The following is a 22969-nucleotide window of genomic DNA, read 5'->3' on the forward strand; positions in this document are numbered from 1 at the left end:
GCCGTGCCAGTAACCACTGCTGGTCTGGAAGAGGGGCAAATCCAATGCCCGACATGCCTGCTGGCCGCCCGCGCCGACGTTTCCGGTTACGCCGGATGACTTGTTGCGACTCATCCCTGCACAAGGGCGAGGCCTCAGGCGTCCAGCAGCGTGTTCAAGATCTCCAGGCAGGCCTGTGCGGTCTGGTTGTCGACGTCCTGTTCCTCATGCCATGCAGAAACAGAGACGGCGACGATGTTGTAGGCGCGCAGTGCACGGAAGAGGGCGGCCATGTCCGCGGCGCTGGGGCCGCGCTGGACGTGGTACTTGAGAGCCGGCATCTGGGCGGGGTCGTCGATGACGTCGGTATCCCAGTGCAGATAGATGCGCTCCTGCGGTTGCAGCTGTCCCAGCACCGCGTCGAGCGGACAGCGCAGGATCCGCGAGTTCAGCAGGGCTTCACGTTCGCCGGGGTCGAGGTCGCGCGCATCGGCGAGAACGATTTGCCGCTCCGGGTAGGCCTGCACGCCGATGGTGGCCAGGCAGGCCAGTGCTGCCTGACTGCGCGGGTCGGGGCCGGGGTCGACCCGACCGACAAACATGGCCAGGGGCATGCCGCCGATGTACTGGGTTTGGGTGCTGGACCAGGTGTGGAAGTCGCCATGGGCGTCGAGCCAGAGCACGCGCTCGGGCGGTTGGCCGGCTTGTTGCAACCCGGCCAGCATGCCGAGGCTGGAGACGCAGTCGCCGGCGATGCTGACCGGCCGTTGGCCGCCGCGGGCCAGCGCGGCAACACGCGCGGCCAGCAGTCCATACAGGCTGCCCAGGCTTTGCAGCTTGGCAATGGGGTCGTCGATCCGCGTCGCCTGCAGCCCGGCAGGCGCCAGCACCTCCCAGGGATGGAAGTCGATGTCGAGTACACGGCGCAGGCCGTCGCGGCGCTGGCCCATCAGGTAGGGCAGCAGAAGCCTTGCATTCACAGCCATGTGTCGGGCTCCATGGGATAGCCAAGCCTGTCCATCATCTCGCCCACCTCGGCGCGCCGACCCAGGTCCAGCAACAAGGGGCGTCTTTTATGCCAGCGCCTGGAGGACGGCGGCTCGGTGGCCATCTTGACGGGCAGTGCAGCTGGCGGAGTCATGGCGGGCAGGCCCAGGTGATCGGTGATCGAGCGAAGCGCCGCGAGGGGATCGGCGATGAAGTCCTCAAAGGACAGGCGCAGGGTGCAGACGCCGCTTTGCAGGATGGCTTCGTGAATGGAGCACCACTGATTCAGGCATACCTCCTCCAGCTTCGCGCAGGTGAACTGGCGCCAGTTGCGCGGCAGGTCGAACTTCCACCACTTGCGGCCGAAGGGCACGGTGTCGGAATAGCCTGGAATGGCGAGTTCGCAGCCGATCTTGCTGAGGTCGTGCGAGAAGAATCCCAACGGGTAGAGCCAGCCGTCCATCAGGCCGTTGACGGACTGCGCGAAGCCCCGGGTCAGGTGGATGTAGGTCACCTCGGCGTTGGGGAACAGCTGTTCATACATGCCGATGCGGTAGGCGTCGGACGGGGACTTGAACAGCAGCACGGAGTCCCCTGCATCGGCCGGGCCGAAGGGCCGTCGCCTGAGCGTGGGCGCGACGAAGGGCGGCTCTTCGATCTTCAGGGGTTCGTCGAAGTGGATGCCCGCGCCGCAGGCAGCCTTGCCGTCGTAGTAACCGATCCGCCAAGGCGCGTCGCCGAACACGGCGCAGAGCACCAGCGCCTGAAGCTCGGCTTCGCTGCGGCGGTCGCCGCTGTCGAACTGGCTGAACGCCGCCTCCAGCGACCGTTCCAGGCGGTGATCGGCGCCGGCGTCCAGAAAGTGCGAAGGGAACTGCAGCAGCAGCCGGTTCCTCCACTTCCTGAGCAGCGCCTCGGCATCAAGGAGGTCTGCCGAGACAAAGGAGATCTCGTCCAGGACGCTGCTGGCCAACTCCTCGGCATTGGCCAGGCGCCCTATGCAATCGCTGTCGGAGTTCTGATTGAAGCCATTGCCCGACAAGGTCAACAACGGGTCCAACTCCCCGTCCAGCGAAGCGATGCGGGGATGCCGGGCCAGGGACTCCTTGAAGAGGCTGGACCCGCCGCGCGAGCCTGACAGGATGACGGCCACTCTCCGAACCCTTGAGCGCAGTTCCGAGCGGGGGACAGCGCGGCGCGATTCGATGGCCAGTAGCAGGCTGTCCATGGACGCTATGGGTCAGACCCGGGGAGGTGGCGATCAGGCCCGAGTCATTTCGTAGACGAAGAATTGCTGGCGCCGGGTTTCGTCGGTGGCTTCGCTGGCCAACTCCACGGTGAACAAGCCAGCCGCCCGCGCGAGACGCTGGATGGCCTCGATTTCTCCGAAGTTGGACTGCACAAAATAGATGCGTCCCTCGGGCTTCAGACGCCGGCCCACGCCTTCGAAGAAGCGGGTGTTGGTCTGGAAGTCGGTGTCCCACTGCGACATGGCCACCACGTCGTGCGCCGGCTTGTTGCGAAACGGCAGGTTGGCGGTGATGACGTCGAACTGCTCGTCGCCCAGGGCTTCGAACAAATCAGACTGCAGCACGGTCATGGTGCCGGCAAAGCCGTGCATCTGGGCGTTGTGGGTGGCGCTCTGGATGGCGGCCGGGTTGATGTCCACCCCCACCACCCGCCGTGCGCCCTGATAGCAGGCGAAGATGCCGATGACACCGGAGCCGGTGCCCACGTCGAGGACGGTCTCGCCCGGCGCAATCCTGAAATGCCTGACCAGCGGGAGGCTGTCGGCGAAGGGCCAGAAGGTGTTGGGGTAGACCAGGAACTCCTTGTCCAGATAGCGGACTGTCCGGCCTTCGGGCGGTACGGACTTGAAGAGTTGCTGCCGCTGTGCCTGCCACTGGTCTGTAAAGCTAGCCAGGTCCATCTGCATCCTCCATGGCAACAAATGCCGCGTCGCGCGGCTGGTTCAAGCATTGCCGGATTTGTGTGAGCTGGCAACGGGAAAACGCCGGATGCCACCGTTTTGACAAGTTAGGCCGAGCGCCGTGCGACAGGCCTTGCAAGACGGAAGCCATGCCCGTACTCTTCGTTCAAACGGATCTAGACAACACGTAACCCGTTATCCAGGTGGCTTCATGGCCTGGGCGTGTTGGGTGCGGGAGGACCAAATGAGCGCTCCGACCCCGGTGGGTCGTGGTCTGAATCGCCGTCACCTGGCAGGTCTGGCCACGCTCGCCGTGCTTGCCGCGGCGTTTGGCCTGAGCCGGCGCCGGACTGGCGAACCCCTGGTGGCCGAGCGGCTCTCGATCGCGCTGCCGCAGGCGCCGCATGCCGGGCTTCTGCACATCGCCGCAGCGCGGGGCTTCTTCGATGAGCGCGGGCTGGCGGTGACGGTGCTGCCGCAAACCCATGGCAAGGCCGCCTTGGCCGAACTCTTGCGCGGCGGCGCCGACCTCGCTGCCGCCGCCGACGTGCCCATCGTCATCGAGGTGCTCAAGGGGGCACCGCTGAGCATGGCGGCCGTGGTGGCGAGCGCCTCCAACGAGTTGGCGGTGCTCGCGCGTCGCGATCGCGAAATCAGCTCGCCAGGCGGTCTGCAGGGACGCCGCGTGGGCGTCACCCTCGGTACCAGCGGCGAGTATTTCCTCTGGGCTTTCATGGTGCGCCATCACCTGGCACCGCAGTCACTCGTCCTCGTGGACCTGCCGCCGGCCCGCCTGGTTGCCGCGCTGCGCGATGGCAGCGTGGACGCGATCGCCGCCTGGCAGCCGATCCGGCACGAAGCCGAGCTCGCCCTCGGCAGTGCCATCATTTCGTTCAGCGCGCCTGACGCCTATGCCCAGAACTATGTGCTCGTCGGCCGCAGTGAATTCCTGTCAAGCCGTGGCGAGGCTTTGCRTCGGCTGCTGCTGGCACTGCTGGATGCCGAGCGTTTTGTGCAGGGCGACCCGTTGCAGGCGAAGGCGCTGCTGGCCTCACGCCTGAAGCTCGACCCCGATGCACTTGAGCCGGCCTGGCAGGCCCTGAATCTGGAGGTCGATCAGCAGCAGGCCCAGTTGGTCACGCTCGAAGACGTGGCGGACTGGGCGATGGCTCGGGGTTATGCGCCCGTGCAGCCGATGCCTAACTTCCTGTCCCATCTCAGTCTCGAGGCCTTGCTGGCCGCGAGCCCGGGACGGGTGACGGTGGTGCGGTGAAGATCAGCAGCAAGGCCCGGATCGCCGCGGCGCTGATGTTCGGCGCCATGGCGCTGATCGCTGCCAGCATCGGCTGGGCCAATACCCAGGTCAGCGCGGCCGTCGAGCAGCGCCGCCACAGCGCCGCGATCGCCAGTGCGCTCAACGACATGCGCATGGTGACCTTCGAATACCTGCTCAACCGCCGCGAACGCGCCCGATTGCAGGAGCAGGCCGTCTGGCAGCGCCTTGAGGGCCTGCTGGCCGGGTCTGCCCATGTCGATGAAGCCGCGGCTAGGACGCTGGCCGGACTGCGCGTGAACGGTGAGGCCAGCCACCGCTTGTTCGGTGAGGTCGAGGCGGCGCAGGCTGGCGGCGGTGGCGCCGACGAGATCCAGCGGCGCTTCGAGATCCAGGTGTCCAACCGATTGCTGATCCTGCAGCAAAGGAGCCTCGTCGACGCGGCCCAGTTGATCGACGATGCGGGCGTGCGCATCGATGAGACCCAGCGGCGGGTCGTCCTCGTGACGGCCGCGGGGCTGGCGTTGATGGCCTTGATCACGGGGGCAGCCGTCTGGATTTTCCGGCGCGACGTGCTCCGTCCGATCGCACAGCTCGAGCAGGCCACCCGTGAGGTGGCCGCGGGCAACTGGTCGTTCGCGCTCGATGTGGGCGCGGCCGACGAACTGGGGGAAATGGCGCGTCACTTCGATGCGATGACGCGCGCGTTGCAGGATTCCTTTGGCAGGCTCGAGCTCAGCAATCGCGAACTTGTTTCGCTGAACACCGAGCTGGAGTCCTTCAGCTACTCGGTCTCACACGACCTGCGCAGCCCGCTCCGCAGCATGGATGGCTTCTCGCTGGCCTTGATCGAGGACTATGGCGACAAGCTCGACGACGAGGCCCGTGACAACCTGCAGCGCATCCGCGCCGCCAGCCAGCGCATGGGCCGGCTCATCGATGAACTGCTCGGGCTGGCGCGGGTGACGAGGGCGGAGCTGCGGATTCAGGAGGTCGATCTCAGCGCCATGGTCCGCGAGATGGCGGCCGCATTGGTGCGGGCCCAGCCCGAGCGCCGGGTGCGCTGGGAGATCGATGAGGGCATCAAGGTGCAGGCCGACCGGGAATTGATCCATATCGCGCTGCAGAACCTGCTCGACAACGCCTGGAAGTTCACCGGCAAGACCGCCGATGCCGTCATCCGCATCGGCATGCGCCATGAGGACGGGGACCGGATCTGCTTCGTCGCCGACAACGGTGCAGGCTTCGACATGGCCTACGCCGATCGCCTGTTCGGTGCGTTCCAGCGCCTCCACCACGAAAGCGATTTCCCGGGCACGGGCGTCGGCCTGGCGATTGTTCAGCGCGTGCTGCGTCGTCATGGCTGGCCGCTTTGGGCTCAGGCCAGCCTCGGTGGCGGGGCCAGCTTCTTTTTCCGCATCCTGGAGCAAACCGATGAACGACGAGAGCAAGGTCATCCTGCTGGTTGAGGACAACCCGGACGATGTCGCGCTGACGCTGCGCGCGTTCAAGCGCAGCCATCTGATGAATCCGCTGGTCGTCGCGCGTGACGGCGTGGAAGCGCTCGATTTCGTATTTGCGCGCGGTGCCCACGCCGATCGTGCCGGCGCGCCGCTGCCGACACTGATCATCCTCGACTTGAAGCTGCCCAGGCTGGATGGGCTTGGCGTGCTCAAGGCGCTGCGCGCCGACCCCCGCACGGCACTGCTTCCGGCGGTGATCCTGACCTCGTCGAAGGAGGAGCAAGACATCGTTTCGGGCTACAAGCTGGGGGCGAACAGCTATGTTCGCAAGCCCGTCGACTTCACCGAGTTTGTCGAGGCGGTCAAGGTGCTCGGCATCTACTGGCTCGCTCTCAACCAATTGCCGCCGCGGCCGGCCTTGTCATGAGCGCCGCCCGGCCGCCCGAAGGCGCTCAGCTCCCGCCTGGCGAGACAGCGCGCAGCGCCAAGGGTGAACCCGTGAACGCACAGCCGATCAAGGTTCTGGCCGTCGAGGACTCGGAAAACGACGCCCGCCTGGCGATGCGCCTGCTGCGTCGCGCCGGCTTCGCACCTGAATTCCACCGCGTCCAGGATCTGGCGGCGCTGCAGTCAGCCCTTGTCCAGGGCCCGTGGGATGCAGTGATCTCCGACTTCAGCATGCCAGGCTTCAGCGGCCTGGAGGCGCTCTCCACCTTCCGCTCCAGCGGTCTGGACATTCCCTTCATCTTTGTCTCCGGCACGATCGGCGAGGAAACGGCCGTGGTCGCGATGAAGGCCGGTGCCAACGACTATGTGATGAAGGACAACATGAGTCGGCTGGCGCCGGTGCTTGAGCGCGAACTCGTCCAGGCCGCTCGCCGCGCCGCACATCGAGAGGCCGAGGCCGAGCTGAGGCGCTTCGAGGCGCAGCTCGGCGAGGCCCAGAAGATGGAGTCCCTCGGGACGCTGGCTGGCGGCATCGCCCACGATTTCAACAACATCCTTGGCGCGATCCTCGGCAACGTCGAGCTCGCGCGGGGTGAGGTCGATGCCGGTCATCCGGTGCTGGTGATGCTTGGCGAAATCCAGAAGGCCGGCCTGCGCGCGCGCGACCTCGTCCGCCAGATCCTGACCTTCAGCCGCCGCCAGCCTCAGCAATTGCGCAACGTCGCGCTGCGGCCGATCGTCGACGAAACCTATGGCTTGCTGCGCGTGACGCTGCCGGCGGGGGTTGAGCTGGAACTGAGCCTGAGCAATGAACCCCTCCACGTCGATGGCGACGCCACCCAGCTCCAGCAGGTGCTGATGAATCTGAGCACGAATGCCTGGCATGCGCTGCGTGGCGAGGTCGGCAAGATCGTCATCGGTCTTGAGGCGGCGCATCTGGATGCAGCCACCGCCCGAGCCCTGTCCGGCCTGGTCGCCGGCCCCTACGCCCATTTGTGGGTGAGCGATACGGGCATGGGTATGGACGCCGCGACACGCGAGAGGATCTTCGAGCCGTTCTTCACGACCAAGCCGACGGGTCAGGGCACGGGCCTGGGCTTGTCGGTCGTCCATGGCATCGTCGTCGCCCATCAGGGCAGCATTGCCGTGGACAGCCTGCCCGGTCAGGGCAGCACCTTCCACCTCTACCTGCCTGCGGTCAACCCGCCGCTGCCGACGATGAGCGTCGAGCGCCTGTCGGATGCACCCCTCCTCGGGCACGGCGAACACGTGATCTATCTCGACGACGACGAGACCGTCATGCTGGTCGTCGAGCGCCTCCTGGAGCGCGCCGGCTACCGCTGCAGCGGCTTCACCGACGCAGCCGCAGCGCTAGAGGCCATCGGCGACGAGCCGGGTGCGGTGGATTTGTTCGTGACCGACTACAACATGCCTGGCCGCTCAGGCCTTGACGTCGCACGCGAGATCGCCGCCATCCGCCCCGGATTGCCGGTGGTGATCAGCTCGGGTCTGATCACTGACGAGTTGCGCGAACAGGCAGCGGCCGCCGGCGTGCGCGCCATGCTCGAAAAGGAAGACACGTTCCGCGACCTGACCGCACTGGTCGGCCGGCTCCTGGCCGCTGCCAGATGAGCCTTGTCGCGAGCCGGGCGCTGCGCGCCGACCAGCTCGTCAAGGCGGGTCAGTCGGTCCCACGTTGAACGTGGCGATGGCGCTTCAATCCGGGCTCCTTCGTTTCGCGCTGGACAGCACACCAAAGCCCGGCATCGCACGCGCCCAGAACCACAGCTCGAAGATGGCGCCCAGGGCCAGCAGGAGGGCGATGTCGCCTCCCAGTCCAAAGCCATAGCAGGCCAGGGCAGCGATGAGGAGGAGGGCGGTCACAAGAGGGTGCTTCATGGCGTCCCGATACAACGGCAGGGAAGGGCCATGCTATCGCGGCGGCGGCTACTGATCCTGCTTGGGCGACTTGTCGAAGCTCTCGTCCGGGGCCTTGCACGCCGATGGTTTCGGTTGGGACCGGCAGTCATTCCATGCCCGCAACTCGTCGAGCTTGGTTTGCAGGCGGGCATGCTGGCAGTCCAGGGCCCAGACCGTGGGCCACCCGCCACCGCCCCTCCCCCGCTCACGGACCCGGCAGAAATCGAAGGTGGCGGCGGCGTAGCGTGCCGCGTTGAATGGGTTGCCGGACGGGTTCCCTGAGAAGACCGAGACGGACTCGTAGGCGAGGGTCTTGATGAGCCTGGCATTGGAAAGCAGCAGGCAGGCGTTGGAGCCATAGGCGGACCCCGAAGCACAGGGGTCGTAGCGCGCGTAGTTCCAGCCCATAGCACCGTAGAGGGGCTGTGGCGATTTGTCGCTGTAGACGTTGAAGTCACCCAGGCTCCCGTCGGCCCGGTATCCCACCGAGATCACGGCCTCCAGCCGCAGGCGAGCCTGATCGCCGGCCTCGCACAGCCGCGTCGCGCCCCTCGGCTTGAGCGCCAGCGTGACCTTGTAGCTGCGGTGCTGGCCTTGGACGGTGATCTGCTGGTTCTTGAGTTCTGCATCGAACTCGCCGCAGCCCGGCAGAGACACCTGGGTGGCAGACACCACCATCTCCTCGCCGACATAGCCGGAAGGAGACGCCAGGTGAATGGCCCAGGTCCCGCAGTGCGGGCAGTCCAGCGGCTCGGTCTCTTCGGACCGGGCCGCCTGCGTCAAGCAGAGGCTGAGCAGGGCCAGGGCAAGCGTTCTGAGCATGCAGCAAGGCTAATGCATGCCAGGCGCCGCCTGGCCCTGGGTCATCACAGCTTGTAGGTCAGCCCCACATTGAAGCGCCGCCCGAACTGGAAGTTGGTCTGGTGCCAGGGGTTGAGCGGGTCGGTGTAGGTGACGCGCTGGTTGGTCGCGTTCTCGACACCGAAGCGCGCCTGCAGCTGCGGTGTGATCTGCTGCGACACATTGGCCGACACCCAGGTCTCGGCGCCGTTCAACTGGAAGGCGGTCGAGTCCCAGGTCGGGGCGCGGTTGTAGGCCGAGTGGTGGTTGGCGGCCAGGCGGGCCTCGAAGCCGTTGCGGGCGTACCAGAGGGTCAGGCCGCCATTGCTCTTCATCAGGCCGTTGGTGGCGATGGGCGTGAACGTGCCGCCGCTGCGGTCGCCGTTCTCCTTGATGTTGCTGTCGCTGTAGGTGTAGTTGGCCATCAGCCCCAGGCTGTTCCACGGCGCGGGCAGGGCGGTGAAGGCCTGCTGGTAGACCAGCTCGATGCCCTTGACGTTGCCGCCATCGCGGTTGACCTGGCTCGTGTAATAGGCCGCCTTGCCGTTGAAGGTGCCGGCCACCGAGGCGATGCCGATGTAGTCGCTGATCTTCTTGTAGAACAGGCCCACGGAGACGAGGCTGTCCTTGTCGAAGTAGCGCTGGAAGGTCAGGTCGACCTGGCTGGCCATCATGGGCTTGAGTTGCGGGTTGCCGCCCGACACCGTCGTCGGGTTGACGCCGTTGGGGTCGATGCTGACGGTGTGGGCCGCGTTCATCACGTCCAGCGGCGCGCGGGCCATGGCGCGCGAGACGCCGAAGCGCAGCTGGTTCACGTCCTCCGCATCCAGGTTGAGGATGAGGTTGAGGCTGGGCAGGAAGCGCGTGTAGCTGGTGCCGGCCGACACGGGCGTCAGCGCGCCGCCGTTGACCTGCTCCTTGCCGTAGCCGGTCTGGCTGGTGTGCACGGCGCGCAGGCCGACGTTGCCGCGGTAGCTCAGGTCGCCGAAGGCGCTGCCGTTCAGGTCGGCCTGGGCGAAAGCGGCAGTGCTGCTTTCCTTGGCGCGCCAGCTGTTCTGCACCTGGTCGCTGGCAGTGGGGCTGCGGCCGTCGGCGCTCAGCGTGCTGGCACCGAAGTACTTGGGCACGGCGGCGTCGAAACCTTCGGCGAACTCGATGAAGTCGGGCCGGCCGGCGACCGTCACGCGCTGGAAGGCGCTGGTCGGGATGGTGGCCGCAGCGGCGTAGTTCCACGAGGTCTGGGCATAGGACTTGTCGCGCTGCGTGGCGCGCAGGCCGAACTTGAGCTTGCTGACGTCGCCCCACTTCACGGCGCGGCTGGCGTTGAATTGCTGGGAGTTCAGCGAGTCGTTCAGCTTGCCGACATAGGTCGGACCCCATTGCTCGGTCACGTTGGTGGAGAAGTTGGCCGGGTTGCCGCTGTCGGCGCTGAAGCCATAGGTCATCCAGCCGTCGCGCGGGAAGCTCCAGGTCACCGAGCCGGGCTGCAGCATGCTCATCTGCACGGCCGTCCACATCGTGTCACGGCCGGCGGTGGAGCGGGCCACGTCGGCGTCGAGCTGCCAGTCGTCGAGCTTGAACTTGCCGTTGAGCCCGGCCGCGAAGTTGCGCATGTTCTGCTTCCAGCGCGCGTTCAGGTTGTCCAGGTTCACGCCCGACACCGTCGCGCCGGTCACATAGCCGCCGTCGGTCGTGACCTTGCTGAAGGCGCCGCTCTGCCAGCCATCCCAGTTGCCGACATTGCCTTCCACGTGCACGAGCGTCGGCTCAAGGATGTTGGAGCGCGCCGCGTAGACGTCGCCGGTGATGGCGACCGCGCTGTTGGGCTTGTATTCGACCTTGCCCAGCAGGCTGGAGCGCTTGTCGGTGCCCTTCTTGACGCCGTTCTGGAAGCCCCAGGGCGTCTTGTCGACCTTGCCGTCGCCGGTCACGTCGCGGGAGTGGTCTTCGTTGAAGCCCCAGTTGTCGACGCGGTCCTCGAGCGAGGGCTGGTCGTAGTAGCTGAAGGCCAGCGCCACGCCGAGGGTGCGGTCGAGGAACTGGTCGACATAGATGCCGCCCAGGCGCGGCGCGACCTTCTTGGCGCCCTGGATGTCCTTGCCCAGCTGGTAGTACAGCGCGTCGGCCTTCAGCGAGATGGTGCGCTCGCGGTAGGCCAGCGGCTGCACGGTCTGCAGGTCGATGGTGGTGGCGATGCCGCCTTCGACGATCTCGGCGGACTGGGTTTTGTAGACCGTCGCGCCCGACACCGACTCGGCCGGAAACATCTCGAAGCGCACCGCGCGGTCGGGTTCGGAGGAGGCGAACTCGCGGCCGTTCAACGTTGCGCCGACAAAGCGCGGGCCCAGGCCGCGGGCGACGATCTGGCTGGCGTTGCCGCGGTCGATGCCGGCCGACAGGCCCGGCAGGCGGGCCAGGGACTCGGCGATGGTCGTGTCGGGCAGCTTGCCGATGTCCTCGGAGGCGATGACCTCGACCATGCTGTTGGACGCCTCCTTGGTGTCCAGCGCCTTGCGCACCGAGGCGCGGATGCCGCTGACGATGACGGTGTCGAGCTTGGCATCGCTGTCAGTGGCTGGCGTCTGAGCGGCGGCGGGCAACAGCACGAAGGCCTGCAGCAGCAGGGCGAGCCGGGTCGGCTTGAAATGGGTCTTTGGCATGGAAGTCTCCGTAGGCTTTTTTAATGAAGACGGCCCTCTGAGGGGCCGGCTGAGAAAAATGGTACGGAGCGGTTACATGCCAAACGTATGACTTATTTGCCCGCAGCTATCGTGTTTTCGGAAGTGTTGCGGTGTGACCTCGCGCTATGTCCCGATGCGATGGTTGAGGGGCGAAAAGGCATAGCTCGGGCATGGGGTTCCCCCGGGGGCGGCTTGCGGTAGATTCGCCCGGCCTGCCCATCACCCTGAGCCATGAACCGTCTTCAGTCCGAATTGCGTCGCCTGTTTTTGCTGCCTTCGCCTGATTCGGGCGAGCGCCTGATCGACGCCGCGGGCCAGGTGCGGGCGATGGTCCTGGAGCTTGCCGGCCCGGCCGACTGGGACGTGCTGTCCAAGGCCTGGCGCGGCGTGCAAACGGACCTTGAGATGCCGGCACCCGCCATCGCCGTGTCGGGCACCGACGGACTGCAGCTGTGGTTCTCGCTGCAGCAGCCGGTGAGCGCCTCACGCGCAGCGGCGTTTCTCGTCCATCTGCAGTCCCGCTATCTGGCGGGCATCGCCCCTGCGCGCCTGCGCTTGAGCCCGTCGGCCGCGGGGCCGTCTTTCGACGCAGCCCTCGTGCCCGCGGAACAGGCGTCGACCGGCAACTGGTCGGCCTTCGTGGCGCCCGATCTCGCGCCGGTGTTTGTCGACACGCCGTGGCTGGACATCCCGCCGGGGGTCGACGGGCAGGCCGACCTGCTCGCGCGGCTGCTGAGCATCAAGCCAGCGGCTTTCGAGGCGGTGCTGCAGGGGCTGCAGCCCGTGGCGCTGGCATCCCCGGCGCCCGTCGCGAAGGTGTCGGGCGCAGACCTGGACCCGAAGCGCTTCCTGCAGCAGGTGCTGAACGACGAGACGGTGGCGCTGGCCCTGCGCATCGAGGCGGCCAAGGCGCTGCTGCGCCAGGGAAGCTAGGCCACGGAGATCGCTGCCAGCAGCACCATCGCCGCCGCCCGCTCGTCGCGGCCGTTCACCATCGGCCGTTGCAGATAGAAGTCCAGCGTCGGCCCGGCCGGCGTGCCGGCGCAGACATCGCGGAAGCCGCCGTTCCTTGCATCGATGCGCGATTGCACGCCGGACCAGGCGCGGGTGATGGCCATGTCTGCTGCGCTGGCAGGCAGCCAACCGTGGAGGCGCGCGAGAACCATTGAAGCCAGGCTCATCGCCGTCACGGTCAGCTCGGGCTGAGCCTCGGGTCGGTCCAGCACCTGGCGCCACAGGCCGTCGGCGCCTTGCAGCGGCAGCAGTGCGTGCAGATGGCTTTGCAGGCGGGCGAGCAAGGGCGCTTCGGCGTTTGAGCCCCGCAGCGGGCCGGTGAGTGCCACAGAAAGAGCGAGGGATGCGAAGCCATTGCCACGGCCCCAGGCGACCGGAGAGCCCTCGGCATGATCGAAGAGGCCGTCGGGCCGTTGCAGTCGTCCCGATAGACCCAGCAGGGCAGCGCCCAACGCGCCGGCCGCGTGGGCGCGTTCGGGCGCCGGCAGCAGCGGTGCGGTGCGATCCAGCAGCAGCGTGGCCATGAACATGTCGTCCGTCCACGGGCGCAGGCCGGTGAGCGTGGTGTCGGCCAGCACCGAGCGCAGCGCCTGCACGGCCAGCGCGCCGGCCGCCGTTTCGCCATCGAGCGTGGCCGCCTCCGCCAGCGCGGCATAGCCGGCCAGGCGCGGCCAATCGGTGGGCAGGGCGTAGCCCGGCGCGCCGACGGCCTCGCGCAGCGCTGCCGCAGCCTTGCGCGCCATCCCGGGCTGGCCCAGGCGCCTCTGTGCCGAGATCAGCAGCGTGTTGACGTAGTGCGGCCCGGCAGTGGCGACGTACTGTGGTGCGATGACCAGCGCTTCGCTTGCGGGCACCCGGGCCGCCTTGGGCTTGCTGGTGGCCAGCGCACCCAAGGCAATGCAGGCCTGCCGGCGCCTCACAGCGCGGTCACGCCCAGGCCGATGGCCGCGCACAGGCCCAGCAGCGGCATGACGCCCAGCTTGAAGCGGAACAGCGCGACGCCGGCACCTACGGCGATCAGCGCAGAGATCCAGTCAAACCGCCCGCCAAAGCCCTGGGGCCACAGCACGTGATACGCGAAGAACATGGCCAGGTTCAGGATCACACCGACCACCGCGGCCGTGATGGCGGTCAGCGGCGCGGTGAACTGCAGCTTGCCGTGGGTGGACTCGATGACCGGCCCACCGGCCAGGATGAAGACGAAGGACGGCAGGAAGGTGAAGAAGGTGACGACGCTGGCTGCTGCGGCGCCGGCCAGGAAAAGCGAGTCGGGCCCGAACAGCTGCTTGGTCCAGCCGCCGACGAAGCCGACAAAGGCCACCACCATGATGAGCGGCCCCGGCGTCGTCTCGCCCAGGGCCAGGCCATCGATCATCTGCACGCCGGTCAACCACTGGTGCTGCTCGACGGCGCCCTGATAGACATAGGGCAGCACCGCGTAGGCGCCGCCAAAGGTCAGCAGCGCGGCCTTGGTGAAGAACCAGCCCATCTGCGTCAGCGCGCCCTGCAGGCCGTAGGCGGCGACGAGGCCGGCCATGGCGGCCAGCCACAGCCCGAGGCCGATGGCCAGCACGCGGGCGAGTCGCGCGCGGGTGAAGCGGGCGTGCGGCGGCGTAGGCGTGTCGTCGTCGATCAGCGCCGGTCCATAGCCCTGCCGGGCTGCGCCATGGCCGCCGCCGAGGGCAAAGACCTGCGGCGCGCGCCGGCCGCCGAAGTGGCCGATGAGGCCGGCGGCCAGCACGATCAGCGGGAAGGGCGCGTCCAGCGCAAAGATGGCGACAAAGGCCGCCGCGGCAATACCCCAGAGCCAGCCGTTCTTCAGCGCCCGCGTGCCAATGCGATGGGCGGCGTGCACGACCAGGGCCGTCACCGCGGGCTTGAGGCCATAGAACAGCCCGGCCACCAGTGGCAGCTTGCCGTAGGCGAGGTAAACCCAGGACAGCGCGATGAGGATGAACAGCGACGGCAGCACGAACAGCGCGCCGGCCACGATGCCGCCCCAGCTGCGGTGCATCAGCCAGCCGATATAGGTGGCCAGCTGCTGGGCCTCGGGGCCGGGCAGCAGCATGCAGTAGTTCAACGCATGCAGAAAGCGCTGCTCGCTGATCCAGCGGCGCCGCTCCACCAGCTCGGTGTGCATGATGGCGATCTGCCCGGCAGGCCCGCCAAAGCTGATGAAGCCGAGCTTGAGCCAGAAGCGAAAGGCTTCCCAGAAGGCGATGGGCTGCGGCGCGTTGATGGCTGGGGCTCCGGGCTGAAAACGGTCAGCCGCAATGTAGGCCCTGCTCACCGCGCCTGAACCTTCGCGATGCTGTCGCGCAGCGAGGCGGCGATGTCGCTGTCGGCCGGCACCTCGGCCAGCACGCGGCGCCAGTAGCCGACGGCCGTCGCCGTGTCGCCACGCTCGTGGGCGGCGCTGCCGAGCAGGGCCAACGTCGGCACATGTTTCGGGTCCAGCTTCAGCGCACGCTGCAGCAGCGCCTCGGGCTCGCCGTCGAGGCCCTTTCCTTGCACCAGGGCCAGCGTGACGGCGTGCTGGCTCAGCGGCTGCGGGTCGGCCGGGCGCAGGCGCTCCAGTTGCACATAGGCGGGCAAGGCGTCCTGAGGGCGGCCGAGCTGCTCGTAGGCGCGGGCCAGCAGCGCCCAGCCGTCGGCGTCGTCGGGCGCGCGCTGCAGGCGATCGGCCAGGCGCTGCACCATCTGCTGCACAGGGTTGAGAGTCGGTGCCGGCGCGTCGAGGGCGTCGGAGCGGCCGAGCTGGGCGTAAAGCAGGCCGGCGGCCAGCGGCAGCGCCAGGCCCAGGGCGGCAGCGGTGCGCCATGCGCGCGGCCCTTGAGGCCCCAGCAGGACCGGCGCGAGGGGCAGCAAGGAGGCCAGCGTCAGGGCAGTCGCTGCGATAAGGAAGAAAGTCATCGCGCCTCCTCGCGCCGCCTGCCCTGGCGCAGATAGACGCCGGCGCCGATGGCCAGCAGCGCCAGCGGCCCGAACCACAGCGGTGCGGTGCCCACATGCAGGGCGGGGCGGTAGAGCACCTGCTCGCCATAGCGCTGCACCAGCTCCTGCCGCAGCTCCTCTTCGCTGCGGCCGACGGCCAGGCCCTCGCGCAGCTGGCGCTTCATGTCGACGGCCAGCGGCGCGTTGGACTCGGCCACGCTCTGGCTCTGGCAGACGACGCAGCGCAGTTCCTGGGCCAGGCGCTCGACGCGGCTGTCGAGGTCGTCGGCCCGCGCGGCAAGGGCGGACAACAGGGCGAGGGCGATCAGGCTACGCACGCTTCAACCTTTCGATGAGAGGCAGCAGCCGCTTGTTCAGATCCTCGGCCGTGACCGGCCCGGTGTGCCGCAACCGCACGATGCCGCGCTTGTCGATGACGAAGGTCTCCGGCACGCCGGTGATGCCCCAGGCCAGGCTGCCCTTGCCCTGCGGGTCCAGCCAGGTCAGCGCATAGGGGTTGCCGTGGCGCTTCAGGAAGGCCAGGCCCAGTTCGGGCGTGTCGCGGTAGTCCAGGCCGACGACGCGCACACCGCCCTGGCTTGCCAGCTGGCCCAGCACCGGCAGCTCCGCGCGACAGGGCGCGCACCACGAGGCGAACACATTCAGCACCCAGACCTGGCCCTGCAGCGCCTGGGCCTCGCCGTCCAGGCGTTCGAGGTCCAGCACGGGTGCCGGCTTGCCGATCAGCGGCGAGGTCGTCGTCTCGGCCTGGGCGTCGCGCTGCAGCAGGCCGCGGCCGAGCAGGGCGACGAGGGCGGCGGCGCCGATCAGAGGAGCAAGGGCGACGATCTTCATGGCGTGGACAGCGTGGGGACGATGAGGGGCGTGGCCTGCAGTGCGCCGCGCGGCCGGCGTTGCCGCGCCAGCACGCCCCAGAGGCCGCCGATGGCCATCAGCAGCGCGCCTATCCAGACCCAGGCCATGAAGGGCTTGATCTGCAGCCGCAGCGCCCAGCGACCGTCGGCATCGGCTTCGCCCAGGCTGACGTAGATGTCGCGCCAGGGGCTGCGGGCGATGGCGGCTTCGGTCATGGCCATCTGGCGACGGGCGTAGACGCGCTTCTCCGGCGCCAGCAGCACCGCCTCGCCGCCGCGTTGCCAGCGCAGGCTTGCACGAGCGGCGCGGTAGTTGGCGCCGTCCACGGCCTCCAGCTTCTCGAAATGCAGCAGATGCCCGGCGACGCGCACCTGCTCGCCCGGCGCCAGCTGCAGGTCATGCGACTGCTCCAGGCTGCGCACCAGCGTCACGCCGAGGATGAAGACGCCCACGCCGGCATGGGCCAGCCACAGCGGCAGGCCCTGGTGCCAGGCCGCGCGTTGCCGCCAGGCCAGGGCCAGGGTGCCGCCCAGCGTCCAGATGCCGGTGGCCACGCCGGCCGCCATCCACAGCGAGCCCTGCAGCGCCAGCGCCAGGGCGCCGGCACTGGCCAGGGCCGCGAGGGCCAGCGGCAGCAGCGGCTTGAGATGCGTGAAGGTGGCGGCCCGCCAGCGCGCCAGCGGGCCCAGCACCAGCAGGGCCGCCAGCGCCAGCATGAGCGGCGGGAAGACGGTGTCGAAATAGGGCGCACCGACCGACAGCCGGGTGCCGCTGATGACCTCGGCCGCCAGCGGGTAGAGGGTGCCCAGCAGCACGGTGCCGGTGGCCGTGGCCAGCAGCAGGTTGTTCAGCAGCAGCAGGGATTCGCGCGAGCCGAGTGCATAGCCCTCGGCCGGCCCGGCGCGCTGGCCGCGCCAGGCGAACAGGGCCAGCGAGCCGCCGACCGACATGCCCAGCAGCGCGAGGATGAAGAGGCCACGCGCCGGGTCGCTCGCGAACGCGTGGACCGAGCTGACCACGCCTGAGCGCACGAGGAAGGTGCCGAGCAGCGACAGCGAAAACGCCAGCAGCGCCAGCAGCAGGCTCCAGCGCAGAAAGCCCGGCCGCTTCTCGGCCACGGCCAGGGAATGGATCAGCGCCGTGCCCAGCAGCCAGGGCATGAAGGCGGCGTTCTCGACGGCGTCCCAGAACCAGAAGCCGCCCCAGCCCAGTTCGTAATAGGCCCAGAAGCTGCCGAGCAGGATGCCGCCCGTCAGCGCCGACCAGGCCGCCAGCACCCAGGGTCGGGCCCAGCGCGTCCAGCGCGCGTCGAGCTCGTCTTCCAGCAGGGCCGCCACGGCGAAGGCGAAGCCGACCGCGAAGCCGACGTAGCCCATATAGAGCAGTGGCGGGTGGGCCGCCATGCCGGGGTCCTGCAGCAGCGGGTTCAGGTCGCGGCCCTCCAGCGGCGCCGGCAGCAAGCGGGCAAAGGGGTTGGACGTGAAGGCGATGAAGGCGAGGAAGCCGGCTGCAACAAGGCCGAGCACGCCTTGCACGCGCGCCGCGAAGGCCTGAGGGAGAGCGCCGCTGCGGGTCGCCACCAGCGCCCCCCAGGCCGACAGCATCCACACCCACAGCAGCAGCGAGCCCTCGTGGCCGCCCCAGCTCGCCGTGATGCGATAGCCCAGCGGCAGCTCGTGGCTGGCGTTGGCGGCGACATAGGCAACCGAGGTGTCGAGCTGGATGAAGCTCGTCACCAGCGCGGCGAAGGCAAAGCTGACGAGGCCGAAGCCAACGCCGGCCAACGGCCGCGCCAGCGCCATCCAGCGTGCGCGCCCGGCGTGCGCGCCCCACAGCGGCAGCACGGTTTGCGCGACGGCCACCACGAGTGCGAGCAGCAGGGCGAACTGACCCAGTTCGGGTGTCATCGCGAACTCGCCTGTTTCAGCGCCGCGGCGGCCTCGGGCGGCATGTAGTTCTCGTCGTGCTTGGCCAGCACCTCGTCGGCGATGAAGCCCAGACCGGCCAGGCGACCCTGGGCGACGACGCCCTTGCCTTCGCGGAAGAGGTCGGGCAGCGGGCCGCGGTAGCTGACGGCGACGTCGCGTGCACCGTCGGTGACCGTGAAGCTCATCAGGCCGTCGGCGCCGCGCTGCACCGAGCCGGGCGACACCATGCCGCCGAGGCGAAACCGCGTGCCGGCCGGTGCCTCGCCGCGCGCGATCTCGCTGGGCGTGACGAAGAAGACCAGGTTCTGGCGAAAGGCCTTCAGCACCAGGCCACCGGCGAGTGCAAGCAGGCTCAGCATGGCCAGCAGGCCGAGGAGGCGGGCGTGGCGGGGTTTCATCGCCTCAGGCTCCAGAGTTCGATGGCGATGCCAACGGCCACCGCCGCGAGGGAGCTCCAAACGTAGAACGCATGCGCGCCGAAGAGCTCGTTCATGCGACGCTCCCCAGTGCTCGCGGCCAGCGCGCTTCGGATTCGACGCGGGCCTGCAGCAGCCGCCTGGCGCGCGCCAGCACGACCGCACCGGCATAGGCCCAGAAGCCCAGCGTCGACAGCAGCAGCGCCGTCAGCATCTCAGCCGCGATGGCGCTGCCCCGAGTGCTGAGGGACGCACCCTGGTGCAGGGTGTTCCACCAGCTGACCGAGAAATACAGCACCGGCAGGTTCAGCGCACCCACCAGCGCCAGCAGCGCACCGGCCTGGTCGCCCCGGCGCGGGTCGTCGGGCGTGTCGACGGCCGAGGTCAGCGCGATGAAGCCGACATAGAGCAGGGCCAGCAGCAGGGCCGAAGTGAGGCGTGCATCCCAGACCCACCAGGTGCCCCAGGTGGGGCGGCCCCACAGCGAGCCGGTCAACAGCGTCAGCAGCGCGAAGAGGGCGCCCGTCGGTGCGAGGGCACGCATCAGCACGAAGGCCAGCCGCGTCTTCCAGGCCAGGCCCCACAGCGCCCAGAAGGCCATGGCGGCGTAGCAGACCATGGCGATCCACGCCGCCGGCACATGCAGGTAGAGGATGCGGTAAGCCTCGCCCTGCTGGGCATCAGTGGGCGCGATGAAAAGGCCGAGCACGAGGCCCGCGACGATGCCGAGCGCGGCCAGCACCCACAGCGCGGGCAGCAGCCGGCCGGTCAGCGGCAGGAAATGGGCGGGGCTGGCATAGCGCCAGAGCGGATGAGGTTTGGACATCAGTCGAGCATCAAGGAGAGGGCGGCCGACGTGGCCCAGGGTGCGAGCGCCAGCAGCACGGCCAACCAGGCGCCGAGCAGCAGCAGGGCCGTGTCGGCATTGGCGCCGCCTTGCGCGGCGGCCGTGCCAAAGACCAGCACCGGCACCTCCAGCGGCAGCAGCAGCAGGGCCAGCAGCCCGGCACCCGCGCGCGCATGCAGCACCAGGGCGGCGCCCAGGCCGCCGAGCAGGGCCAGGGCCGGCGTGCCCAGCAGCAGGCTCAGGGCCAACGGAACCGGGTCATCAATGCCGAAGGCCAGGGCCAGCAGCGGCGTGACGAGCACCAGTGGCAGGCTGCCCAGACCCCAATGCACGGCCAGCTTCAGCGCCACGGCCAGCGGACGCGGCAGCGGCGCCAGCCACCATTGCTCCAGGCTGCCGTCCGCCAGGTCCGGCGCGAACAGGCGCGGCAGGGCCAGCAGGCTGGCCAGCAGGGCGGCGATCCACAGCAGGCCCGGTGCCAGCTCGCGCAACCGCGCCGGGTCGGGGCCCAGGCCCAAGGGGAACATGGCGGCCACGCCGACGACGAAGCCCAGCGGCGTCAGCCATTCGGCCGGCTGGCGCAGCGTGCTGGACCACTCCCGCCGGGCCAGCGCCGCGGCGGCTTGAAGGGCGGCGCCCATCAGGGCCTCCCGAGCTGCAGGCTGCGGACGCTGCGCTTGAGCGGCAGGGCCTGGTGGCTGGTGAAGACGACGCTGCCGCCTTCGTCCGCATGGCGGTCCAGGCGCTGGGCCAGGCGGTCGGCTATTGCCGAGTCCAGCGCGGCCAGCGGCTCGTCCAGCACCCACAGCGGTGCGACCCGGGGCAGCCACAGCTGGGCCAGGGCCGCACGGCGGCGCTGGCCTTCGGACAACTGCGCCAGGCGCAGGCCGGCGGCGTCGTCCAGGCCGACGGGCGCCAGTGCCGCCAGCGCCTCGCCTTCGCTGCAGGGCCGACCGGCCAGCGCCGCGCTGCTGCGCAGCTGCTCGATGACGGACAGCACGTCCTTGAGTCCGGGCCGGTGGCCGATGTAGAGCAGTTCTCGCTCCACATGCACCCGCCCGGCGCGCGGCGCGCTCAAGCCGCAGATCAGGCGCAGCAGGCTGGTTTTGCCACTGCCGTTGGCACCCTGCACCCACAGCAGCTGGCCCGGATGCAGGGCCAGGTCCAGCCCCTCGAACAGCGGCCGCGCGCCGCGCGACTGGCCGACGCGCTGCAGGATGAGCACGGGCGGCGTGGCAAGCGAGGCGGGGGTGAGGGACATGCCCGCCACTCTAGGCAGCGGGCCCTGCGCCGCCAACGAAGCAAAACGACTGAGCTAGTGCAGTCGGCGTTGGCCTCAGGTTTTCAACGTGCGCAGCCAGCGCAGGCTGGTCTCTATGCTGGCCAGCGCTTCGGCCGGCTGATCGTGTTCGACGAAGTAGTGCCGGATGCCGCGGCTGGCCGGGTCGGCCAGCAGGCCGGCAAAGTCCACCGCGCCGGGGCCGACCTCGGTCATCTGGGCGAAGGCATCGTCCATCTTGAGGCTGAGCACATCGCCGCCGATCAGCGGCGGCAAGGCCTTGAGCTGCTTGAGATGGACGAGGGGGAAGCGCCCCGGGTGGGCCTGCAGCAGCTTCAGCGGGTCCTGCCGGGCGGCGACGGCCCAGCAGAGGTCCAGCTCCATCTGCACCAGCCTGGCATCGCAGTCGGCCAGCAGCAGGTCATAGGGCCGCCGGCCCTGCAGCGTGGCGAACTCGAAGTGGTGGTTGTGATAGCAGAACTGCAGGCCGGCGCGGCGGCACAGTTCGCCGGCGCGGTTGAAGCTGTCGGCGCGGCGCTTCCAGCCGTCGAGGTCGCGCCATTGCGCTTCGTCGACCCAGGGAAAGACCAGGTAGCGGTGGCCGATGGCCAGGGCTGCTTCGATGATGCGCTGCCCGTCCGGCCCCAGCAGGCGGTCGTCCACATGGGCGGACGGTGCTGCCAGGCCCAGGTCGTCGAGCAGCTTGCGGAGGGCGTGAGGCGGCTGGTCGAAATAGCCGGCGAACTCGACCTCGCGATAGCCCAGCGCGGCGATGCGGGTCAACGTGCCGCGGAAGTCGCGCTTCAGTTCGTCGCGGACGGTGTAGAGCTGCACGCCCGGGTTGGCGATGCGCGGCGTCTCAGCGGCCCAGGCGGGCGCGGCGCCGGCGGCGAGCAGGCCCTTCAGGACGAGACGCCTGTCCAACTTCATGCCGGTACCCGGTAGATGGCGCAGAGCTTGTTGCCATCGGGGTCGCGCACATAGGCGAGGTGGAAGTTGCCGAGGCTGTGCTCGCGCAGCCCCGGCGGCTCCTCGATGGAGGTGCCGCCGTGGGCCACGGCGACGTCGTGCAGCTGCTTCACCTGCTCGGGCGAGTCGCATTTGAAGGCGACGGTGCCGCCGTTGGCGAAGCAGGCCGGCTCGTCGTTGATGGGCTCGCTGATGGCCAGGGTGCTGCCGTTGTGGCGGTAGAAGAGGCGCACATGGCCCGAGGCCGCGACGTTGCGCACGGGCTCGCCGGCGCCAAGCACGCCCAGCACGGCGTTGTAGAACTGCCGGGACCGCTCGATGTCGTTGCTGCCCACCATGATGTGATTGAACATGCCGTCTCCTTGCTGCTTGGGAGACAGTCTAGGCTGCCGGTGGGGGCGGTTTGTCGAATCCGGTGCGGCTGGTTCGTCGCAGGGAACTGGCCGAAGGCGGCCAGGGTCACCCAGGAGCCATGCAATGACGCAATACCTGATCTCGTTCAACGAAGGCGCGATGAGCCACATCCCGCAGCAGGACTTCCCTGCCGTCAGCAAGGCCGCGGTGAGCGTCGTGCTGGAGGCCATGGCCGCCGGCGCTTTCGTCTTCGGCGGCGGCCTGCTGGAGCCGCCCACGACGACCGTCGTGGCCACCGACGGCAGCATCACCCAGGGCCCGAACCCGGCCTGCCGCGACTTCATCGGCGGCTTCACCATCGTCGAGGTGGCCGACCGGGACGCCGCCCACCATTGGGCCGCCAAGATCGCCGTCGCCTGCCGCTGCGCGCAGGACGTGCGCGAGTTCATGCCGTTGCCGGTTGAAATGACCGGCCGCGCGTGAGGCCTGTTCAGGGCGCGGCGATACCGTCGATGCGGTCCAGGCGCACGATGATCCGGCCGTACTGCTGGTTGCGCAGCTCGACCCATTGGCCGGGCTCGATGCGCGTCACCGCCCCCGCGATCGTCTGGCCGTTCACATAGAGGGTGATGCCGCGCTTGTCCTGCAGCGCGGTGGCGAGTGCCTGCTCTATGCCTTGGATGGCTTCGGCTGCCTGGGCAGCGCCTGAGGCGACGGTGAGGGCGCAGGCGAGCACGACGGAGGAGACGAGGGGGCGAAGAGACATGGCGGCTTCCTTGATGAGGGGGTGGGTTATTTCAGCGCTTGCAGGCGTCGGCCTTGCAGCCCATGG

26 protein-coding genes are annotated in these 22969 nt (G+C 68.8%); 6 read left to right on the forward strand and 20 right to left on the reverse strand.

Features of this window, described 5'->3' with window-relative positions; all coding sequences use genetic code 11:
* Positions 1-134: 134 nt before the first annotated feature.
* Genes AC1D2H_RS27285 through AC1D2H_RS27295 form a run of 3 tightly spaced genes read right to left on the reverse strand, consistent with a single transcriptional unit; the run spans position 135 to position 2902 of the window.
* Complete coding sequence (locus AC1D2H_RS27285; RefSeq protein ID WP_477936730.1) at positions 135-965, reverse strand: arginase family protein; 831 nt, start codon at positions 963-965, stop codon at positions 135-137.
* Positions 956-2194: a hypothetical protein gene (locus AC1D2H_RS27290; RefSeq protein WP_478013045.1), complete on the reverse strand. Its 1239-nt coding sequence runs from the start codon at positions 2192-2194 to the stop codon at positions 956-958. Before AC1D2H_RS27290 ends, AC1D2H_RS27285 begins: the two co-directional genes overlap by 10 nt.
* A gap of 33 nt (positions 2195-2227) precedes the next feature.
* A complete protein-coding gene (locus AC1D2H_RS27295) occupies positions 2228-2902 on the reverse strand; it encodes a methyltransferase (protein WP_478013046.1) in 675 nt (224 codons plus the stop codon).
* Between the two features lie 238 nt (positions 2903-3140).
* On the opposite strand from AC1D2H_RS27295, the gene AC1D2H_RS27300 reads away from it, so the two are divergent.
* The 4 genes from AC1D2H_RS27300 (at position 3141) to AC1D2H_RS27315 (ending at position 7711) form a co-directional block, all read left to right on the forward strand.
* Positions 3141-4169, forward strand: coding sequence for an ABC transporter substrate-binding protein (locus AC1D2H_RS27300; RefSeq protein ID WP_478013047.1), 1029 nt, complete (start codon positions 3141-3143; stop codon positions 4167-4169).
* Entirely contained in the window at positions 4166-5638 is a 1473-nt protein-coding gene (locus AC1D2H_RS27305) for a sensor histidine kinase (protein WP_478013048.1), read from the forward strand. Before AC1D2H_RS27300 ends, AC1D2H_RS27305 begins: the two co-directional genes overlap by 4 nt.
* Positions 5604-6059: a response regulator gene (locus tag AC1D2H_RS27310; protein WP_477936740.1), complete on the forward strand. Its 456-nt coding sequence runs from the start codon at positions 5604-5606 to the stop codon at positions 6057-6059. Before AC1D2H_RS27305 ends, AC1D2H_RS27310 begins: the two co-directional genes overlap by 35 nt.
* A 71-nt stretch (positions 6060-6130) precedes the next feature.
* Positions 6131-7711, forward strand: a complete 1581-nt coding sequence (locus AC1D2H_RS27315; RefSeq protein ID WP_478013049.1) for a response regulator — start codon at positions 6131-6133, stop codon at positions 7709-7711.
* Positions 7712-7795: 84 nt separating this feature from the next.
* Here the strand turns inward: AC1D2H_RS27315 and AC1D2H_RS27320 are convergent, their stop codons facing one another.
* Genes AC1D2H_RS27320 through AC1D2H_RS27330 form a run of 3 tightly spaced genes read right to left on the reverse strand, consistent with a single transcriptional unit; the run spans position 7796 to position 11499 of the window.
* Positions 7796-7978, reverse strand: coding sequence for a hypothetical protein (locus AC1D2H_RS27320; RefSeq protein ID WP_478013050.1), 183 nt, complete (start codon positions 7976-7978; stop codon positions 7796-7798).
* Positions 7979-8026: 48 nt separating this feature from the next.
* On the reverse strand, positions 8027-8821 hold the full coding sequence (locus AC1D2H_RS27325; protein WP_478013051.1) for a hypothetical protein: 795 nt from the start codon (positions 8819-8821) through the stop codon (positions 8027-8029).
* A gap of 44 nt (positions 8822-8865) precedes the next feature.
* On the reverse strand, positions 8866-11499 hold the full coding sequence (locus tag AC1D2H_RS27330) for a TonB-dependent receptor (protein WP_478013052.1): 2634 nt from the start codon (positions 11497-11499) through the stop codon (positions 8866-8868).
* A gap of 252 nt (positions 11500-11751) precedes the next feature.
* On the opposite strand from AC1D2H_RS27330, the gene AC1D2H_RS27335 reads away from it, so the two are divergent.
* Positions 11752-12453, forward strand: coding sequence for a hypothetical protein (locus tag AC1D2H_RS27335; protein ID WP_478013053.1), 702 nt, complete (start codon positions 11752-11754; stop codon positions 12451-12453).
* Here the strand turns inward: AC1D2H_RS27335 and AC1D2H_RS27340 are convergent.
* The 13 genes from AC1D2H_RS27340 to AC1D2H_RS27400 all read right to left on the reverse strand — a co-directional run bounded on the left by AC1D2H_RS27340 (position 12450) and on the right by AC1D2H_RS27400 (position 22136).
* Positions 12450-13454 (reverse strand): glycoside hydrolase family 88 protein, encoded by a 1005-nt coding sequence (locus AC1D2H_RS27340; protein ID WP_478013054.1) that lies wholly within the window; start codon positions 13452-13454, stop codon positions 12450-12452. The genes AC1D2H_RS27335 and AC1D2H_RS27340 overlap by 4 nt on opposite strands.
* Positions 13451-14809 (reverse strand): chromate efflux transporter, encoded by a 1359-nt coding sequence (gene chrA, locus AC1D2H_RS27345; RefSeq protein ID WP_478013094.1) that lies wholly within the window; start codon positions 14807-14809, stop codon positions 13451-13453. Before chrA ends, AC1D2H_RS27340 begins: the two co-directional genes overlap by 4 nt.
* An 11-nt stretch (positions 14810-14820) precedes the next feature.
* Positions 14821-15447 carry a tetratricopeptide repeat protein gene (locus AC1D2H_RS27350; protein WP_478013055.1) on the reverse strand — a complete coding sequence of 209 codons (627 nt, stop codon included), beginning with the start codon at positions 15445-15447 and terminating at the stop codon, positions 14821-14823.
* A complete protein-coding gene (locus AC1D2H_RS27355) occupies positions 15444-15806 on the reverse strand; it encodes a cytochrome c-type biogenesis protein (protein ID WP_478013056.1) in 363 nt (120 codons plus the stop codon). Before AC1D2H_RS27355 ends, AC1D2H_RS27350 begins: the two co-directional genes overlap by 4 nt.
* Complete coding sequence (locus AC1D2H_RS27360) at positions 15799-16323, reverse strand: DsbE family thiol:disulfide interchange protein (RefSeq protein ID WP_478013057.1); 525 nt, start codon at positions 16321-16323, stop codon at positions 15799-15801. Before AC1D2H_RS27360 ends, AC1D2H_RS27355 begins: the two co-directional genes overlap by 8 nt.
* Positions 16320-18251: a heme lyase CcmF/NrfE family subunit gene (locus AC1D2H_RS27365; protein ID WP_478013058.1), complete on the reverse strand. Its 1932-nt coding sequence runs from the start codon at positions 18249-18251 to the stop codon at positions 16320-16322. The genes AC1D2H_RS27360 and AC1D2H_RS27365 overlap by 4 nt, the downstream gene beginning before the upstream one ends.
* A complete protein-coding gene (gene ccmE, locus AC1D2H_RS27370) occupies positions 18248-18670 on the reverse strand; it encodes a cytochrome c maturation protein CcmE (protein WP_477936764.1) in 423 nt (140 codons plus the stop codon). The genes AC1D2H_RS27365 and ccmE overlap by 4 nt, the downstream gene beginning before the upstream one ends.
* Entirely contained in the window at positions 18667-18765 is a 99-nt protein-coding gene (gene ccmD / locus AC1D2H_RS27375) for a heme exporter protein CcmD (RefSeq protein ID WP_477936766.1), read from the reverse strand. The genes ccmE and ccmD overlap by 4 nt, the downstream gene beginning before the upstream one ends.
* Positions 18762-19514, reverse strand: a complete 753-nt coding sequence (gene ccmC / locus AC1D2H_RS27380; RefSeq protein WP_478013059.1) for a heme ABC transporter permease CcmC — start codon at positions 19512-19514, stop codon at positions 18762-18764. The genes ccmD and ccmC overlap by 4 nt, the downstream gene beginning before the upstream one ends.
* Positions 19514-20176, reverse strand: a complete 663-nt coding sequence (gene ccmB / locus AC1D2H_RS27385) for a heme exporter protein CcmB (RefSeq protein WP_477936770.1) — start codon at positions 20174-20176, stop codon at positions 19514-19516. The genes ccmC and ccmB overlap by 1 nt, the downstream gene beginning before the upstream one ends.
* The gene (gene ccmA / locus AC1D2H_RS27390; protein WP_478013060.1) at positions 20176-20796 is read right to left on the reverse strand and encodes a heme ABC exporter ATP-binding protein CcmA; all 621 of its coding nucleotides are present in this window, start codon (positions 20794-20796) and stop codon (positions 20176-20178) included. The genes ccmB and ccmA overlap by 1 nt, the downstream gene beginning before the upstream one ends.
* A gap of 75 nt (positions 20797-20871) precedes the next feature.
* Positions 20872-21744 carry a sugar phosphate isomerase/epimerase family protein gene (locus tag AC1D2H_RS27395; protein ID WP_478013061.1) on the reverse strand — a complete coding sequence of 291 codons (873 nt, stop codon included), beginning with the start codon at positions 21742-21744 and terminating at the stop codon, positions 20872-20874.
* On the reverse strand, positions 21741-22136 hold the full coding sequence (locus AC1D2H_RS27400) for a VOC family protein (RefSeq protein WP_477936775.1): 396 nt from the start codon (positions 22134-22136) through the stop codon (positions 21741-21743). Before AC1D2H_RS27400 ends, AC1D2H_RS27395 begins: the two co-directional genes overlap by 4 nt.
* A gap of 124 nt (positions 22137-22260) precedes the next feature.
* Between AC1D2H_RS27400 and AC1D2H_RS27405 the strand changes: the two genes are divergently transcribed.
* A complete protein-coding gene (locus AC1D2H_RS27405) occupies positions 22261-22620 on the forward strand; it encodes a YciI family protein (RefSeq protein ID WP_478013062.1) in 360 nt (119 codons plus the stop codon).
* A gap of 7 nt (positions 22621-22627) precedes the next feature.
* On the opposite strand, the gene AC1D2H_RS27410 is transcribed toward AC1D2H_RS27405, so the two are convergent.
* A complete protein-coding gene (locus AC1D2H_RS27410) occupies positions 22628-22903 on the reverse strand; it encodes a hypothetical protein (RefSeq protein ID WP_478013063.1) in 276 nt (91 codons plus the stop codon).
* Positions 22904-22969 lie beyond the last annotated feature (66 nt).

The organism is Roseateles sp. P1_C1_2 (assembly GCF_056406535.1).